Origin of the sequence: Streptomyces orinoci (assembly GCF_003121295.1) — a bacterium.
GTDB lineage: Bacteria > Actinomycetota > Actinomycetes > Streptomycetales > Streptomycetaceae > Streptomyces > Streptomyces orinoci.
Map to the genome: position 1 here is coordinate 137,250 of NZ_PHNC01000029.1, position 16,541 is coordinate 153,790.

Here is a 16,541-nt window from a genome sequence, read left to right on the forward strand (position 1 = left end):
CCAGGCACGGGCGGAGGGAAGGAGCGATGCGGTGAGCACCGAGGACACCACCCCGGAGGAACGGCGGCGCGGGCATTCACCCTGGCTGGTCGCCTCGGTCGCGGCGGCGGTGCTGCTGGCCGGGGGCGGCGGCGCGTACTGGGCCGCCACGGCGGGCGGTGGCGGTGGTGACGGCGGCCGGGCCACCGGCGGCGAAGCGGCGGCGCCCCCGCCGCTGGCGCTGGACGGTTACCGGCCGGGCGGCGGGCCGCCGCAGGGCATCGCGGTGGGCGAGCCCGACCCCAACGGGGTGCGCTACCGGGCCGAGGGCAGGCTGCCGGACGGCCCGCGCAGCGCCCCGGTGTACCGGTCCGCCGAGGTATCCCGGGAGGCGGTGGCGGCCCTGGCCCGGGCGCTGGGCGTGGACGGTACGCCCCGGCAGGCGGCGGGCGTCTGGACGGTGGACGGTGCCTCGGGGCCGGTGCTGCGGGTGGACGGCCGGGGCCACTGGTCGTACGCCCGTCAGGGCCTGCCCGGCGGCAAGCCCTGTGAGCGTCCGCCGGGCGCGGGGCCCGAGCGGCGCGCCGGGGACGCCTGCCCGGTTCCGCACGATCCCCCGGGCGGTCCCGGGGAGCCGGCGGCGGCGCATCCGGTGCCGGAGGAGAAGGCGAGGAGCGCGGCGCTGCCGGTGCTCAGGGCGCTGGGCCAGGAGGGTGCCGCACTGGACGCCCATCGCACCTTTGGCACGGTGCGGCTGGCGGACGCCGATCCGGTGCTGGACTCGGTGCCCACCCATGGCTGGCGGACCACCCTGGAGATCGGCCCGGACGGGCGGCCGTCCGGTGGCAGCGGGCAGCTGGTGATGCCCCGTAAGGACGCGGTGTATCCGCTGGTTCCGGCGGACCGGGCGCTGGCGGAGCTCAACCGGGGGGCCGGTACCGGCCAGGGCGGCATCGGCGGCTGTGCCACTCCGGTGCCGCTGGGGCAGGACCCCGGGGACGGCCGTCCCACCTGCGGGGCGCCAAGGGATCCGGTGCCGGTGACGGGCGCCAGGTATGCGCTGGCCGCCCTTGATGTCGCCGGGCGCCCGGCCCTGGTGCCGTCCTGGCTGTTCGAGGTGCGGGTGCCGGGCGCGGCGGACAGCCAGGGCACGGTGACCGTGGTGCAGCCGGCCGTTGATCCCCGCTCTATACGGGTGCCGTCCGCCCCGGCTTCCGGCGGGCCCTCGTCGTCGCCGCCGAAGGTGACCCCGATGCGGGTGGAGTCCTATGGGGTGGACGGCAGGCGGCTGACCCTGCGCTTCTGGGGCGGGGTGTGTGCCGACTACTCGGCCTCCGCCCAGGAGTCCTCGGCCGCGGCGCTGGTGCGGGTGACGGGGGTGCGGCAGCGGCCGGAGCGGCCCTGCATCATGATTGCCAAGCGGTTTGAGCAGGTGGTGAAGCTGGACCGGCCGCTGGACGGCCGCCGGGTGGTGGACGCGGTGACCGGGGAGCCGGTGCCGCAGCGGGCCTGAGGCCCGGGATACACCCGAGGGCGGCCGCCCGGGGTCCGGGGGCCGCCCTCAGGGGTGTGGTACGGCTCAGCTGAAGGAGTCGCCGCAGGCGCAGGAGCCGGTGGCGTTGGGGTTGTCGATGGTGAACCCCTGCTTCTCGATGGTGTCCACAAAGTCGATGGAGGCGCCGCCCAGGTACGGGGCGCTCATCCGGTCGGTGACCACCTTGACGCCGTCGAACTCCTTGACGACATCGCCGTCGAGCGAGCGCTCGTCGAAGAAGAGCTGGTAGCGCAGGCCGGAGCAGCCACCGGGCTGAACGGCGACGCGCAGGGCGAGGTCATCCCGGCCTTCCTGCTCCAGCAGGCTCTTGACCTTGGCGGCCGCGGCGTCGGACAGGAGGATGCCGTCGCTCACAGTGGTCTTCTCGTCCTGAACGGACATCTGCTTCACTCCCGGGTTGTTGCGGACTGCTTGGACTGCTTGCCCTTGGCTGCAACCGGCGGTGCCGCGGATTCATTCCGGGCTCGGACCGTTCTCCGCAGTCGTCTTCGTCATCGTCCATGCTCGCACACGATGGCGCCGCATCGCGTGGGCCAGGAATGCGTCACATCGACGCAATGGCCATCGTCAAACTGACACGAAGCGGTTATGATAAATAGCGTCAAATTGACGACAAGGCCGTCCCGGCCGTCCCGCAGAACAGAAAGGGTGCGTGTCGTGACCACCGCCCAGCCCTTGGATGTCCAGCCCACCCCCCTCGCCCTCCTGCTGCTGGGCCGGGAGTCCGACCCCCGGAGCGAGCGAGGCGTCGAGTGCCCCGGCGATCTGCCGGCGCCCTCCGACCCGGACCTGGTGGAGCGGGCCCGCGCGGCCAAGGCGAAGCTCGGGGACAAGGTCTTCATCCTGGGCCACCACTACCAGCGCGACGAGGTCATCGAGTTCGCCGATGTCACCGGCGACTCCTTCAAGCTGGCCCGGGACGCGGCCGCCCGGCCGGAGGCCGAGTACATCGTCTTCTGCGGTGTGCACTTCATGGCCGAGTCCGCCGACATCCTGACCAACGACCGCCAGCAGGTGGTCCTCCCGGACCTGGCCGCCGGCTGCTCGATGGCCGACATGGCCACCGCGGAGCAGGTCGCCGAGTGCTGGGACGTGCTCACCGAGGCGGGCATCGCCGAGACCACGGTGCCCGTCTCGTATATGAACTCCTCCGCCGACATCAAGGCCTTCACCGGCAAGCACGGCGGCACCATCTGCACCTCCTCCAACGCCCAGCGGGCCCTCAACTGGGCCTTCGAGCAGGGCGAGAAGGTGCTCTTCCTGCCCGACCAGCACCTGGGCCGCAACACCGCCGTCCGCGACCTGGGCATGTCCCTGGAGGACTGCGTCGTCTACAACCCGCACAAGCCCAACGGCGGGCTGACCGCCGAGGAGCTGCGCGGCGCCAGGATGATCCTGTGGCGCGGCCACTGCTCGGTGCACGGACGGTTCTCGCTCGACTCGGTCAACGACGTACGCGAGCGCATCCCGGGCGTCAACGTCCTGGTGCACCCGGAGTGCAAGCACGAGGTGGTGGCGGCCGCGGACTATGTGGGCTCCACCGAGTACATCATCAAGACCCTGGAAGCCGCCCCGGCGGGCTCCAAGTGGGCCATCGGCACCGAGCTCAACCTGGTGCGCCGGCTGGCCAACCGGTTCGCGGACCAGGGCAAGGAGATCGTCTTCCTGGACAAGACGGTCTGCTTCTGCTCCACCATGAACCGGATCGATCTGCCGCACCTGGTCTGGGCGCTGGAGTCGCTGGCGGACGGCAAGGTGGTCAACCGCATCGAGGTGGACCCCGAGGTGGCCGCCTTCTCCAAGCTGGCGCTGGAGCGGATGCTGGCGCTGCCGCAGGGCTAGCCGCGCGGCCGTACCAGGCCCGACTCATAGGCGATGACCACGAGTTGGGCCCGGTCGCGGGCGCCGAGCTTGGCCATGGCGCGGTTGACATGGGTCTTGACGGTCAGCGGGCTCACCGAGAGCCGGATGCCTATCTCGTCGTTGGACAGCCCGGCCGCCACCTGCGCCAGCACCTCGCGCTCCCGGCCGGTGAGCACCGCCAGCCGGGCGCCCGGCTCCCCCTCCGTCTCTCGGTCGCCCTGGGCCAGGAAGCTGGCGATCAGCCCCTTGGTGGCGGCGGGCGACAGCAGCGCCTCGCCGCCCGCCGCGATCCGGATCGCGGCCAGCAGCTCATCCGGTTCGGCGCCCTTGCCCAGGAAGCCGCAGGCGCCCGCGCGCAGCGAGCGCACCACATAGTCGTCGATCTCAAAAGTGGTCAGCATGACCACATGTACGGAAGCCAGTTGGGGATCGGAGCAGATCTCCCGGGTGGCGGTCAGCCCGTCCGTACCCGGCATCCGGATGTCCATCAGCACCACATCCGGCCGCTCGCTGCGGGCCAGCCGCACCGCCTCCGCGCCGTCCGCGGCCTCCCCCACCACCCGCATATCCGGCTCGGAGTCCACCAGGACCCGGAACGCGCTGCGCAGCAGCGCCTGGTCGTCGGCGAGCAGGACGCGGATGGCGGAGGACGGGTCGGTCATGGGGTCAGCCTAAGCAGACCGCCGGGCGGTCAACTTCCCAGGGTCAGGGGCGGATTGCGGCCGGAAGCGGAAGCCGTACTTCCACCCGGAAGCCGGGGACGTCCCGGCGCGGGCCGGTCTCGATGCCGCCGCCCAGCGCGGTGACCCGCTCCCGCATCCCGGTCAGCCCATGCCCGCCGGCCGGCGGCGCCGGCGCCGCCCCGGCCCGCCCGCCGTCGTCCAGCACGGTCAGCACCAGCTCCAACGGCCCGCGCCGGATGGTCACTTGGGCCCGGGCACCGGGGCCCGCATGCTTGTGCACATTGGTCAGCGCCTCCTGGATCACCCGGTAGGCGGTCAGGTCCATCGCCGCGGGCAGCCCGTCGCCGGCCCCCTCGGTACGCACCTCGACCTCCAGCCCGGCCCGGGTGAGCCCGTCCACCAGCTGCCCCAGGGTGCCCAGCCCGGGGGCCGGTTCGGTGGGCGCCTCGGGATCGCCGTACTGCCGCAACAGCCCCACGGTGGTGCGCAGTTCCTCCAGCGCCGAGCGGCTGGCCTGGCGCACCTGGGCCAGCGCCTCCTTGGCCTGGTCCGGGCGGCTGTCCATGACATGGGAGGCCACCCCGGCCTGCACATTGACCAGCGCGATCAGATGGGCCACCACATCGTGCAGCTCCCGGGCGATACGCAGCCGCTCCTCGGCCACCCGGCGGCGGGCCTCCTCCTCCCGGCCGGCCTCGGCCCGTACCGCCCGTTCCTGGATGGCCGCCACAAAGGCGCGGCGGCTGCGCCCGGCGTCCCCGATCGCCGCGGCCATACAGATCCAGGCGACCAGGCCGATGTTCTCCTGGGAGTACCAGGGCGGCGGCCCCAGCAGCATCACCGCCGGGGGCAGCGTGCCCACCGTCGCGGCCGTGATCCACCAGGCGGCGGGCCGCTCGGTGCGGAAGATGACGATGAACAGGGCCATCGCCACGGTGACCGCGATCTGGGTGTGCGGCCGGCCGTCCCTGGTGAGCACCGCCGCCAGCGCGGTGCACCCACAGGTCAGGGCGAGCACCAGCCGGGGCGCCCGGCGGTGCGCCAGCAGACAGGCCGAGGCCGCCACGGACAGCGCGACAAAACAGGGCGGCAGCGGATCGCCGGAGACATTCCGGCCCAGCACCGAACTCACCAGCACGGCCACCAGGACCGCCAGGGCCAGCAGGGCGTCGGCGGCCGGCGGATGGCGGCGCAGCCAGTTCACCACGTTCCCTCCGGGACATACGGCGGCATACGGCGGCACCCAGCGGCATACGGCGGCGCCCCCGTTCCGGCGGAACGAGGGCGCGGGGTGCGGGAACCGGGCGGTCAGCCCGGGATCAGGCCGTCCTCGCTGAGCATCTCGCGGACCTCCTCCAGGGAGGCGTCCGGCGACGGAAGGATCAGCTCCGAGGGCTCCAGGGCATCGTCCGGCAGCGGGCTGCCCAGCCGGCGCACCGCGTCCAGCAGGGCGCCCAGGACGCGGCGGAAGCCTTCCTCGTCACCGCCCTCCATCTCCTCCAGGAGCTCATCGTCGAGCTTGTTGAGCTCGGCGAAGTGGCTGTCGTCCAGCTTCCACTGGCCCTCCCCCATGATCCGCACGATCATGACGGTCTCCTGTCTCCTGTCGGTCGGCCTGTCTGCCGGAGGGTCACTGCTTGTCGAAGTGCGGGCGGTCCTGCGGCTGGGCGGCGTGGTTCTGGCCGGTCTGGCCGCCCTCGATGGCCGGCTTGGCGGCGCCGCCGCCCGCCAGCTCCGCCTTCATCCGCTGCAGCTCCAGCTCCACATCATTGCCGCCGGAGAGGCGCTCCAGCTCGGCGGTGATGTCGTCCTTGGCCAGGCCCGAGGGGTCGTCCAGGGCACCGGAGGCCAGCAGTTCATCGATGGCACCGGCACGCGCCTGCAGCTGCGCCGTCTTGTCCTCGGCGCGCTGGATGGCCATGCCGACGTCACCCATCTCCTCCGAGATACCGGAGAAGGCCTCGCCGATGCGGGTCTGCGCCTGGGCCGCGGTGTAGGTGGCCTTGATGGTCTCCTTCTTGGTGCGGAAGGCGTCCACCTTGGCCTGCAGCCGCTGGGAGGCCAGGGTGAGCTTCTCCTCCTCGCCCTGGAGCGTCTGGTGCTGCGTCTGCAGATCGCTGACCTGCTGCTGGAGCGCGGCACGGCGGGTGAGCGCCTCCCGGGCCAGGTCCTCCCGGCCCAGGGCCAGCGCCTTGCGGCCCTGCTCCTCCAGCTTGGCCGACTGGCCCTGGAGCTGGGTCAGCTGGAGCTCCAGCCGCTTACGGGAGGTGGCCACATCGGCGACGCCACGGCGCACCTTCTGCAGCAGCTCCACCTGCTTCTGGTACGAGTAGTCGAGGGTCTCGCGCGGATCCTCGGCCCGGTCCAGGGCCTTGTTGGCCTTCGCGCGGAAGATCATCCCCATACGCTTCATCACACCGCTCATGGGCTTCGCGCGCCCCCTTCTGACGGACTTCGGCTCCAGCACCATCTAACAGAACCCACAGTACGGGCCCTGTCCCCATTACCGCACTGTTCGGGCGCCGATGCGCTCCTCCTCCAGAACGATCGGGAATCGTCCTTCTCCGGCCCGAGGAGTAGGCGCACCCCGGGTCCGCAGGGGAGACGGCCCCGCTCTTCTCCAGACGGTTATCCGAACGGAATCGTTCCAGGCGGCGCCCACCCCGTACCCTTGGGTCCCGTGTTCCGAAGCCGTTCCAAGGAAGAGCGGTCCGCCAAGACCACCGATGACAAGGTGACCGCGGACCAGCCCCAGCAGCCCCGTGACCCGCAGGCCCCCAAGGGCCGTCCCACCCCCAAGCGCAGCGAGGCCAACGCGCAGCGCCGCAGCACGGCGAGTACGCCCGCCAACCGCAAGGACGCCACCCGCCGGGCGCGCGACGCGCGGCGGGCGGACCTGGCCAGGCAGCGCGAGGCCCTGGCCAACGGGGACGAGCGGTTCCTGCCCGCCCGTGACAAGGGCCCCATCCGCCGCTACTGCCGCGACTTCGTGGACGCCCGCTACTCGGTGGCGGAGTTCTTCCTGCCGCTGGCCGTGCTCATCCTGGTGCTGAGCATGATCAACCGCGGTTCGTTCCAGGCCTATGTGCTGCTGGCCTGGCTGGTGGTGATCGTCCTGATCGTCATCAACTCGGTGATTACCGCCGTCACCCTCAAGAGCGCACTGAAGAAGAAGTTCCCCGGCGAGAATCTGCGCGGCGCCGTGCCCTATGCGCTGATGCGCACCCTGCAGATGCGCCGGCTGCGGCTGCCCAAGCCCAAGGTCGCCCGCGGGGAGAAGCACTGAGCGGCTTCCCGCCGGGCTTCGGCGGCGGCGCCGAGGGCTGGCTGCGGGGGCTCGGCGGGTTACGGAACACCGTGCGCCAGGAACTGGTGGCACGTCAGCTGGACGAGCAGATAGCGGCCCGCTTCCCGGTGGGCCGCCGGCTGCGGGTGCTGGACGTCGGCCCCGGCCAGGGCACCCAGGCCCTGCGCCTGGCCCGCGCCGGGCACCAGGTCACCGGCCTGGAACCGGATCCGCGGATGCTGGCCGTACTGCGCGAGACGCTGGCCGCCGAACCGGCCGGCATCCAGGAGCGGGTGCGGCTGCTCCAGGGGGACGGCCGGGACACCGGCGCGCACTTCCTGCCGGGCACCTTCGATGTGGTGCTCTGCCACGGGGTGCTGATGTACCTGCCGGAGCCGGACGCCATGCTCGCCGGGCTGGCCCGGGTGCTGGCCCCCGGCGGCCTGCTCTCCCTGCTGGTGCGCAACGCCGACGCGCTGGCGCTGCGGCCGGGACTGCTGGGCGACTGGGACACCGCGCTGGCGGCCTTCGACTCCCCCGCCTACACCAACCGGCTCGGCCTCGCGGTACGGGCCGACCGGCGCGAGACCCTGACCGCCACCCTGGCGGGGATCGGCGCCCCGCTGTACGCCTGGTACGGGGTACGGGTGTTCACCGACGTCGCCGGGGACGAGCGCCCGCCGCCGCACGCCGACGAACTGCACCGCCTGCTGGCGGCCGAGGAACGGGCGGGACGCACGGATCCCTACCGGTCGGTGGCGGCGCTGCTCCACCTGTGCGGGGTGCGAGGCGGCTGAGCCGCGCCCCGCAGGGACGCGGGGAACTGCGCGAACAACCACAACCGGCCCGCACCCGGCGGCGAACCCCAATCAACCCCAGGGGCGCGGGGCGGTATTCAATATGCCGCTCCGCCGCGTGGGCGCGACCAGCCGACCGCGGCCCGCGGTCGAACGACGGGGAGCGTCCCGTTTCGTCGCCGAGTGCCGACCGTCCGTTGCTGATCGCGCAGTTCCCCTCGCCCCCATCCGCACCCGTACGGCCCCGGCCCGGCGACAAGCCACCCCCCGCCCCGGATACTCAGTCGCATGGACGTCTTCCGCCGACTCCTGCCACTGCTGGCCACCGCCACCCTCCTCGCCGGCTGCACCAGCCCGTCCTCCGACTCCGCGGCGCCCGCCAAAACCACCCCCGCCCCCGCCCCTTCTGTGGGCGGCCCCGCCGGCGACCTGCAGGCCGCCTACGAGAAGGTGGTCAAAGAAGTGCTCCCCTCCGTGGTGCAGATCACCACCGAGCGCGGCCTGGGCTCCGGCGTGGTCTATGACGACAAGGGCGACATCGTCACCAACGCCCATGTCGTCGGCGACTCCACCACCTTCAAGGTCACCATGGCCACCGGCGGCACCACCGTGGGCGCCCGGCTGATCTCCAGCTACCCCGACCAGGACCTGGCCGTGGTGCGGCTGGACTCCGTACCCAAGGGCCTGCACCCGGCCACCCTGGGCGACTCGGCCAAGGTGGAGGTCGGCCAGATCGTGCTGGCCATGGGCAATCCGCTGGGGCTGTCCAGCAGTGTCACCCAGGGCATTGTCTCGGCGGTCGGCCGCACCGTCAGCGAGGGACGCGGCGGGGGCGGCACCGGGGCGACCATCGCCAACATGGTGCAGACCTCGGCCGCCATCAACCCCGGCAACAGCGGCGGGGCGCTGGTCAACCTCGCCGGGCAGGTCATCGGCATCCCCACCCTCGCGGCCACCGACCCCGAGCTGGGCGAGGGCGCCGCGCCCGGCATCGGCTTCGCCATCCCGGCCGCCACGGTGAGCCGGATCGCCGACCAGATCATCAGGAGCGGCCGGGTCACCGACTCCGGACGGGCCGCGCTCGGCATCACCGCCCGCACCGTGGTCGGCTCCGACTTCAGCCCCAACGGCGTGGCGGTGGTCTCGGTCAGCCGGGACGGCCCTGCGGACCGCGCCGGGCTGCGGCCGGGCGACATCATCACCCGGGTCGGCAAGACCCCCATCACCACCATGCAGTCCCTGTCCGAGGCGCTGGCCGCGCTGAAGCCGGGCGACAAGGCCGAGGTGACCTATGAACGGGACGGCGCGGAGCGGACCGCGAACGTCACCCTGGGCGAGATGTGACGCCCGCGGCCGGGCCCGGAACCACCGGCTACCCCACTGCCGGCTACCCCTCCTCGGCGTGCAGGCTCATCGGCGCCGGGTAGATCTCCGTACCGTCCTCGAACAGCCTGACCTGGTCCACCCCGCCCTCCAGCAGTGCCCGCCACTCCTCACCGATCCAGGACTCCGCGTCCCCCTGGGTGGTGAACTCCTCCGGCTCCACCGGCGGCGGGACCTCCGTGCCGTCGGCCTTCTCGAACCGCCACACCCACGCCATGTCCGCCTCCCGAGTGCTGTCCTGTGCTGATGTCGCGCAGCCTAACGGGCCGTCACCCGCATGGCAGGGTGATCCCGGCGCGCTGCCCGCAGCGGGACGCGAGACGATCGGGGCGTGGAACTGACACTGCTCGGCACCGGGGCCCCTCAGGGGCTGCCGCGCCCCGGCTGCCCGTGTGCGGCCTGCGCACTGGCCGTCGGCGAGGATGCCCGGGCGGCGACCGCGCTGCTGGTGGACGGCGCGCTGCTGCTGGATCTGACCCCGGGGCCGGCCTTCGCCGCCGCCCGCGCGGGACGCTCGCTGGCCGGGGTGCGCCAGGTGCTGCTCTCGCACCCCAATGACGGCCCGCCCCTGGAACCCCCGGCCGGGCTGCCCGCGCCGGGGCGGGTGCCGGACGGGCGCGAGCTGTCGGTGATCAGCGGGCACCGGGTACGGGCGATGGCCCTGGACGCGCCGGGCACCGGCTATGAGGTGCAGGGCCCGGAGGGCGGCCGGCTGCTGTACCTGCCGCCGGGCGGGGCGCCGGCCGGGCTGATGGCGGTGCCCGTCCCGTACGACATAGTCCTGCTGGATGTGGCCGGGCGGCCGGACGCGCTGGCCCGGCTGCGGGAGGCGGGCGCGGTGGGGGCCACCACCGATGTGATCGCGGTGCACCTGGACCATGACGTCCCGCCGGGGCGGGAGCTGCACCGCCGGCTGGCGGCGGCGGGCGCCCGCGCAGTGCCGGACGGCACCACGCTGACCGTGGGCGACTACCACGCGGTGCCCGACCTGCCGCGCCGCACCCTGGTGCTGGGCGGCGCCCGTTCGGGCAAGTCGGTGGAGGCCGAGCGGCGCCTGGAGTCCTTCCCGCGGGTGCTCTATGTGGCCACCGGCGGCACCCGGGACGACGACCCGGACTGGGCGGCCCGGGTGGCGCTGCACCGGGAACGCCGGCCGGCCTCCTGGCGCACCACCGAGACCTGCGACCTGGTGCCGCTGCTGGCGGCCGAGGGCCCGCCGCTGCTGATCGACTGCCTGGCGCTGTGGCTGACCCATGTCATGGACGAGGCCGGGGCCTGGGACGACGCCTCCTGGGAGGGCGGCGGCCGCAAGGCGGTGGCGGAGCGGGTGCGGGAACTGACGGCGGCGGTACGGGCCACCGGGCGCACGGTGGTCGCGGTCAGCAACGAGGTGGGTTCCGGGGTGGTCCCGGCCACCTCTTCCGGGCGTCGCTTCCGCGACGAACTGGGCCGCCTCAACGCGGCCTTCGCCGCCGAGTGCGAGCACGTTCTCCTGGTCGTCGCGGGCCAGGCCCTCCCCCTGCGCAACTGAACACGAACGCCCCACCAGGGGCGCCCCCAGGGGCGCAGGGCGGTATTCAATATGCCGCTCCGCCGCGTGGGCGCGACCGGCCACAACCGGCCCGCACCCGGCAACGAACCCGCCCTGACCCAGGGTTAGCCCACCCCCCACAGCGGTAGTGTGTGGCGGATGAGCGGTCTGAATCTGGATGACTTCGCCACGCTGATCGAGCGCCCCGACCCGGGCGTACGGCGTGAGGCCGAGGAGCACCGGGAGCGGCTGGTGCCGCGCCCGGGCGCCCTGGGACGGCTGGACGAACTGGGCGAGTGGCTCGCCGCCGCACAGGGGCAGGTCCCGGTCAAGCCCGTGGAGCGGCCCAGGGCGATCCTGTTCGCGGGCGACCACGGCGTGGCCTCGCTGGGCGTCTCCGGCGGCCCCGAGGCCGGGGCGTACGACCTGGTACGGGCCACTCTGGACGGCGGCAGCACCGCCGCCGTCCTGGCCCGCCGCTTCGGGGCCGGGCTGCGGGTGGTGGACATGTCCCTGGACTGCGACCCGGAGCTGCTGCCCAAGGAGGTCACCCGGCACCGGGTGCGGCGCGGCAGCGGCCGGATCGACATAGAGGACGCGTTGACCGCCGAGGAGGCGGAGCAGGCGTTCCGGGCCGGGATGGCCATCGCCGACGAGGAAGCCGACTCCGGCACCGACCTGGTGGTGCTGGGCGACCTCAGCGTCGGCGGGACCACCGCCGCGGGCACCCTGATCGGCGCGCTGTGCGGCACCGACGCCTCGGTGGTCACCGGGCGCGGCGGCGCCGGCATCGACGACCTGGCCTGGATGCGCAAGTGCGCGGCCATCCGGGACGCGCTGCGCCGGGCCCGCCCGGTCCTCGGCGACCAGCTGCAGCTGCTGGCCGCCACCGGCGGCGCCGACCTCACCGCGATCACCGGCTTTCTGCTGCAGAGCGCGGTGCGCCGCACCCCGGTGATCCTGGACGGCGTGGTCTCGGCGGCCTGTGCCCTGGTGGCGCAGCGGATCGCGTTCCGGGCGCCGGACTGGTGGCTGGTGGGCCAGTCCGGCGGTGAGCCGGCCCAGGCCAAGGCGCTGGACCGGCTGGCGCTCAACCCGCTGCTGGATCAGGGCGTCACAGTGGGGGAGGCCACCGGCGCCCTGCTGGCCCTGCCTCTGGTGCAGGCGGCCGCGGCCCTGGCGGCGGAGCTTCCCGAACGGTCCTAGGGCCGGGGGCCGGCATCCGGCCCCGGCCACCGCCCCGGGCCACGGCCGCCGCCGTCAACCACGCCCATACGTTTCACTCTTCAGGGGAGAGGTCCGCTTGACTCCGGATGACGAGGCGCGCAGCGGCGGCACCCGGTCCGGCCGCTCGGCCGGCTTCGCGGTGTGGTACCTGCGTGCCGTCACCTTTCTCAACCTGCTCAGCGCGGTCTGGGTGTCCCTCGGCGCGGGCATCCGCCGGCACAGCATCGACGAGTACTTCACCCCCTATCTGCTGGACGCCGGCTTCACCTCGGCGGTCACCTCCTGGTTCATGGCGGTGACCCTGGGCCGGCGCAAGCGGGCGGCGTGGATCCTCAATCTGGTGCTGGCCGGCCTGGTGCTGCTGGTGATGGTCTTCTATCTGGCCGACCCGCAGATGCGCGGCCATCTGCAGAACTGGGCCTCCGCCCTGGTCACTGCCCTGTTCGTGGTGGCCCTGCTGGTGGGCCGCAAGGAGTTCTACGCCAAGGGCGACCGCTCCAATCCCAAGCTGGCCGCGGCGGTCGCGGCCGGCGGCCTGCTGGTCTGCTCGCTGATCGCCGCGCTGCTGGTGACCGTCACCAACCAGGCGGCGGACGACTACCGCTCGACCTTCCTGGACCGCTGGCGCTATGGCGCCATGCGGTGCGTCTGGCTGGTGGTGGACGAGAGCCACTACACCGGCATCGACGCCCCGGGCTGGGTGGATGTGGTGATCAATGTGATGAGCACCGCCCTGCTGGTGCTGGTGGTGTACGCGGCCTTCCGCTCCCGCCGGGCCACCGACCCGCTCACCCCGCAGGACGAGTCCCGGCTGCGCGCCCTGCTGGAGAAGTACGGCGACCGGGACTCGCTGGGCTACTTCGCGCTGCGCCGGGAGAAGAGCGTGGTGTGGTCCCCCTCCGGCAAGGCGGCGGTGACCTACCGGGTGGTGGGCGGGGTCTCGCTGGCCTCCGGCGATCCGCTGGGCGACCCGGAGGCCTGGCCCGGTGCCATCGAACCCTGGCTGGCCGAGGCGCGGGCGCACGGCTGGATCCCGGCGGTGATGGGGGCCAGTGAGGAGGCGGGCACCGTCTACGCCCGGCATGGCATGGACGCCCTGGAGCTGGGTGACGAGGCCATCGTGGACACCGCCGAATTCACCCTGGAGGGGCGCGCGATGCGCACCGTACGCCAGGCGTTCAACCGGGTGAAGCGCGCCGGGTACACCGTGCGCATCCGGCGCCATGACGAGATCCCCGAGCAGGAGATGGCCGAGCTGCTGCGGCGTGCCGACGACTGGCGCGACGGGGCCACCGAGCGCGGCTTCTCCATGGCGCTGGGCCGCCTCGGCGACCCGGAGGACGGGCGCTGTGTGATGCTCGAATGCCATGACGCCAAGGGTGAGTTGCGGGCGATGCTGAGCTTTGTCCCCTGGGGGCCCAAGGGCCTGTCGCTGGATCTGATGCGGCGTGACCGGGAGTCCGAGAACGGCCTGATGGAATTCATGGTCATCGAACTCCTGCAGCGTTCCAGGGAGTTGGGCATCACCCAGGTCTCGCTGAACTTCGCCATGTTCCGCTCGGTGTTCGAGCGCGGCTCCAAGCTGGGCGCGGGGCCGGTGCTGCGCGCCTGGCGTTCGCTGCTGTCCTTCTTCTCCCGCTGGTGGCAGATCGAGTCCCTCTACCGGGCAAATGCGAAGTACCGCCCCATCTGGGAGCCTCGTTTCATGCTGTTCGAGAAGAGCAGTGACCTGCTGCGGATCGGCATCGCCAGCGCCCGCGCGGAGGGCTTCCTGGAAGCCCCCGGCCTGCCCAAGTGGCTCAACCGCAAACACCTGGAGAGCCGGCGATGAACCGCGCGGCGCTGCGACGCGCCGCGCGCACCGAATGGGGACCGCTCTTCGGCACCGTGGGGCACGCGCTCGTCACCGAGCGCTGGCGCGCCATCCCGATGACGCTCACCGCGGTCGCCCTCACCGCGCTCTTCCAGATCGTCCAGAACCAGCCCTGGGGCTTTCACCCGGTCCAGCGGCTGGGCTCGGTCCAGGCGCAGCTGCCCTGGTGGCTGGCGCTGCTGCGGACCCCGCTGTCGCTGTTCGTACCCGCCCTGGACCTGCCGGTCTGGGGCGCGCTGGCCCAGCTGCTGATCGTCTTCGGGATCTCGGAGATCTGCCTGGGCCGGTGGCGGACCCTGACAGTGGCCTATCTGGCCACCGTGGCCGGGACCATGTACGCCCGGCTGGGCGTCTGGCTGGGCCCGGGCGGGGTGCTGGGCCTGCCCCCGGACGCGGCCCGGGTCATCGACACCGGCCCCTCGGCGGCCGTGGTGGGCCTGGCGGTGTACGTCTCCTGGCGCTACCGCGCCTGGGGCACCTGCGCCGTGGTGCTGCTGGCCATGGTGGCGGAGGCGGTGGCCAAGCCCAATCTGGCCGGCAAGGAGCACATCGCCGCCCTGCTGGCGGTGCTGGCGCTGTGCGCGGCGGACGAGCTGCGCCGGCGCCGCAAGCCCCGCCAGGACCGCTACCGGGGCCGCGATCAGCGGTCGGGGGCGCCGGCCACCAGGTCGTGAAGCCGGTTGCGTACCGCCGCCCAGCGGGCGTCGTGCCGGTAGGCGCGCACCCGGGCCTTGCGCCGGGCGCGCGGACGGTGCCGGTAGAAGCGCCGGGCCCAGGGCGAGCCGGGCCGGGCCAGCCGTACCGCCCCCACCAGGGCCACCAGCGGCACCACCGCCCCGATCAGGGCGATCCGGGGCTTGCCCTTGGCCAGCGCGAACAGCGCCACCAGAAAGTTGATCAGGGTGTTGGTGACCACGATGCTGCGGCTCTGCAGCTCGTCCGGGGTCAGCTCGTTCACCCCGAAGGGGGCGAAGCCCGCCAGCACCAGCCCCACCAGCGCGGCCGTGAGCACCACGATCTCCACGCTCTTGCGGCCCTGCTCGGTCCAGTAGACATCGTCCAGGTGCAGCACCAGGGCGAACTCGTCCAGCACCAGCCCGGCGCCGCAGCCGAAGAGCACCGCGGAGACCACCGCCCCCGGCCCGTGCCCGCGCACCGCCACCGCGCCGAAGCCGCCGACCACCATCAGCACAATGCCGGGCACCACATGGTGCACATGCAGCCCGCCGGGCCGGATATTGCCGAACGGGCCCCGGCCCGCCCGGATCAGCCGGGTGATCACCCGGGTGACCAGGAAGGTCAGCACAAAGGCGGCCAGTGCCAGCAGCAGCGGCAGCTTGCCCGGCTCGACGATGTTGCGGTCCAGCCAGTGACCCATGGAACTCCTAGCCCCCGTTCGCCTTGCACCTTATCCGCCAGGGGATGTCCTCACCGGGCGGGATACCCTCCCGCGGTGACCGACACCTCCCCCGCCCGGACAACCCCCGCGCACGCCCTGCGGTTCGCCTTCGGCACCCTCACCGTGCTGCCGGTGCCGCTGACCCGCTGGGACCGGCCCACCGCCCGCGGCGGGATGCTCGCCGCCCCGCTCGCCGGACTGCTGGTGGGCGGCTGCGCGGCGGCGGCCGGCGGGCTGTTCCTGCTGCTGGGCGGCGGACCGCTGCTGGCCGCGGTGGCCACCGTGGCGGTGCCCGCGGTGCTCACCCGGGGGCTGCACCTGGACGGGCTGGCCGATGTGGCCGACGGGCTGGGCAGCGGCAAGCCCGCCGGCCAGGCCCTGACGATCATGAAGCGCTCGGACATCGGCCCCTTCGGGGTGGTCACCCTGCTGCTGGTCCTGCTGGGCCAAGTCGCCGCGCTCACCGCCCTGTTCACCGCCGGCGGCGCCCGGGGAGCGCTGGCCGCGGTGACCGCCGGGCTCACCGCACGCGGTGCGCTGACCCTGGCCGCCCGGGCCGGGGTGCCGGCCGCCCGCCCCGAGGGGCTGGGCGCGGCGGTGGCCGGAGTGGTGCCGGTGCCCGGCGCCCTGGCGGTGGCGGCGGCCTGCTGTGCGCTGGCCGCCGGTGCGGGCGCGCTGCTCGGCCCGTACCCGGCGATTCACTTCGCCCTGGCGGCGCTACTGGCCCTGGGCGGCGGGGAGTTGATGCTGCGGCACTGCCGGCGCCGGTTCGGCGGCGTCACCGGCGATGTGTTCGGGGCGCTGGCGGAAACCACGTTGACGATCACGCTCATCGGTCTGACCCTGGGCTGAACGCCCGCCCGGGGATAGGCTCTCGGGTTACCCGGCGGCCCGGTAGGACGCCGGTGGAATCCCGGCGCATACGATGCGCTCGGTGCGGCCGGACCGGCCCCGTTCGCGCCACC

Annotated in this window: 17 protein-coding genes; 10 read left to right on the plus strand and 7 right to left on the minus strand. The window is 73.2% G+C overall.

Going from position 1 to position 16,541, the window contains the following annotated elements:
• Window positions 1–31 precede the first annotated feature (31 nt).
• Window positions 32–1,492, plus strand: a complete 1,461-nt coding sequence (locus CV755_RS15245) for a hypothetical protein (RefSeq protein ID WP_109280788.1) — start codon at window positions 32–34, stop codon at window positions 1,490–1,492.
• Window positions 1,493–1,558: 66 nt separating this feature from the next.
• Here the strand turns inward: CV755_RS15245 and erpA are convergent, their stop codons facing one another.
• Complete coding sequence (erpA, locus tag CV755_RS15250) at window positions 1,559–1,915, minus strand: iron-sulfur cluster insertion protein ErpA (RefSeq protein WP_109280789.1); 357 nt, start codon at window positions 1,913–1,915, stop codon at window positions 1,559–1,561.
• A 276-nt stretch (window positions 1,916–2,191) separates the two neighbouring features.
• Here erpA and nadA point away from each other — a divergent pair, with 276 nt between their 5' ends.
• A complete protein-coding gene (gene nadA, locus CV755_RS15255; RefSeq protein WP_241561219.1) occupies window positions 2,192–3,376 on the plus strand; it encodes a quinolinate synthase NadA in 1,185 nt (394 codons plus the stop codon).
• Here nadA and CV755_RS15260 read toward each other — a convergent pair.
• The 4 genes from CV755_RS15260 to CV755_RS15275 all read right to left on the minus strand — a co-directional run bounded on the left by CV755_RS15260 (window position 3,373) and on the right by CV755_RS15275 (window position 6,505).
• Complete coding sequence (locus CV755_RS15260) at window positions 3,373–4,059, minus strand: response regulator (RefSeq protein WP_109280791.1); 687 nt, start codon at window positions 4,057–4,059, stop codon at window positions 3,373–3,375. The genes nadA and CV755_RS15260 overlap by 4 nt on opposite strands.
• A gap of 43 nt (window positions 4,060–4,102) precedes the next feature.
• Window positions 4,103–5,287 carry a sensor histidine kinase gene (locus tag CV755_RS15265; protein ID WP_338323662.1) on the minus strand — a complete coding sequence of 395 codons (1,185 nt, stop codon included), beginning with the start codon at window positions 5,285–5,287 and terminating at the stop codon, window positions 4,103–4,105.
• Window positions 5,288–5,388: 101 nt separating this feature from the next.
• Entirely contained in the window at window positions 5,389–5,667 is a 279-nt protein-coding gene (pspAA, locus tag CV755_RS15270) for a PspA-associated protein PspAA (protein ID WP_109280793.1), read from the minus strand.
• 43 nt (window positions 5,668–5,710) lie between these two features.
• On the minus strand, window positions 5,711–6,505 hold the full coding sequence (locus CV755_RS15275; protein ID WP_109280794.1) for a PspA/IM30 family protein: 795 nt from the start codon (window positions 6,503–6,505) through the stop codon (window positions 5,711–5,713).
• Window positions 6,506–6,760: 255 nt separating this feature from the next.
• On the opposite strand from CV755_RS15275, the gene CV755_RS15280 reads away from it, so the two are divergent.
• The 3 genes from CV755_RS15280 (at window position 6,761) to CV755_RS15290 (ending at window position 9,507) form a co-directional block, all read left to right on the plus strand.
• Window positions 6,761–7,366: a DUF3043 domain-containing protein gene (locus tag CV755_RS15280; RefSeq protein WP_109281884.1), complete on the plus strand. Its 606-nt coding sequence runs from the start codon at window positions 6,761–6,763 to the stop codon at window positions 7,364–7,366.
• Between the two features lie 71 nt (window positions 7,367–7,437).
• Window positions 7,438–8,163, plus strand: a complete 726-nt coding sequence (locus CV755_RS15285) for a class I SAM-dependent methyltransferase (RefSeq protein WP_109280795.1) — start codon at window positions 7,438–7,440, stop codon at window positions 8,161–8,163.
• Between the two features lie 288 nt (window positions 8,164–8,451).
• Entirely contained in the window at window positions 8,452–9,507 is a 1,056-nt protein-coding gene (locus CV755_RS15290; protein ID WP_109280796.1) for a S1C family serine protease, read from the plus strand.
• 43 nt (window positions 9,508–9,550) lie between these two features.
• Here CV755_RS15290 and CV755_RS15295 read toward each other — a convergent pair whose 3' ends face one another.
• Window positions 9,551–9,763, minus strand: a complete 213-nt coding sequence (locus CV755_RS15295) for a hypothetical protein (protein WP_109280797.1) — start codon at window positions 9,761–9,763, stop codon at window positions 9,551–9,553.
• 114 nt (window positions 9,764–9,877) lie between these two features.
• Between CV755_RS15295 and CV755_RS15300 the strand changes: the two genes are divergently transcribed.
• The 4 genes from CV755_RS15300 (at window position 9,878) to CV755_RS35410 (ending at window position 14,851) form a co-directional block, all read left to right on the plus strand.
• The gene (locus CV755_RS15300; RefSeq protein WP_161968700.1) at window positions 9,878–11,077 is read left to right on the plus strand and encodes a bifunctional adenosylcobinamide kinase/adenosylcobinamide-phosphate guanylyltransferase; all 1,200 of its coding nucleotides are present in this window, start codon (window positions 9,878–9,880) and stop codon (window positions 11,075–11,077) included.
• A gap of 159 nt (window positions 11,078–11,236) precedes the next feature.
• On the plus strand, window positions 11,237–12,283 hold the full coding sequence (gene cobT / locus CV755_RS15305; protein ID WP_109280798.1) for a nicotinate-nucleotide--dimethylbenzimidazole phosphoribosyltransferase: 1,047 nt from the start codon (window positions 11,237–11,239) through the stop codon (window positions 12,281–12,283).
• Between the two features lie 97 nt (window positions 12,284–12,380).
• A complete protein-coding gene (locus CV755_RS15310) occupies window positions 12,381–14,135 on the plus strand; it encodes a phosphatidylglycerol lysyltransferase domain-containing protein (protein WP_109280799.1) in 1,755 nt (584 codons plus the stop codon).
• Window positions 14,132–14,851 (plus strand): hypothetical protein, encoded by a 720-nt coding sequence (locus CV755_RS35410; protein ID WP_161968701.1) that lies wholly within the window; start codon window positions 14,132–14,134, stop codon window positions 14,849–14,851. The genes CV755_RS15310 and CV755_RS35410 overlap by 4 nt, the downstream gene beginning before the upstream one ends.
• On the opposite strand, the gene CV755_RS15320 is transcribed toward CV755_RS35410, so the two are convergent.
• A complete protein-coding gene (locus CV755_RS15320) occupies window positions 14,818–15,555 on the minus strand; it encodes a hypothetical protein (RefSeq protein WP_241561220.1) in 738 nt (245 codons plus the stop codon). The genes CV755_RS35410 and CV755_RS15320 overlap by 34 nt on opposite strands.
• Window positions 15,556–15,630: 75 nt before the next feature.
• On the opposite strand from CV755_RS15320, the gene CV755_RS15325 reads away from it, so the two are divergent.
• Window positions 15,631–16,428, plus strand: coding sequence for an adenosylcobinamide-GDP ribazoletransferase (locus CV755_RS15325; RefSeq protein ID WP_241561221.1), 798 nt, complete (start codon window positions 15,631–15,633; stop codon window positions 16,426–16,428).
• The last annotated feature ends 113 nt before the right edge of the window (window positions 16,429–16,541 follow it).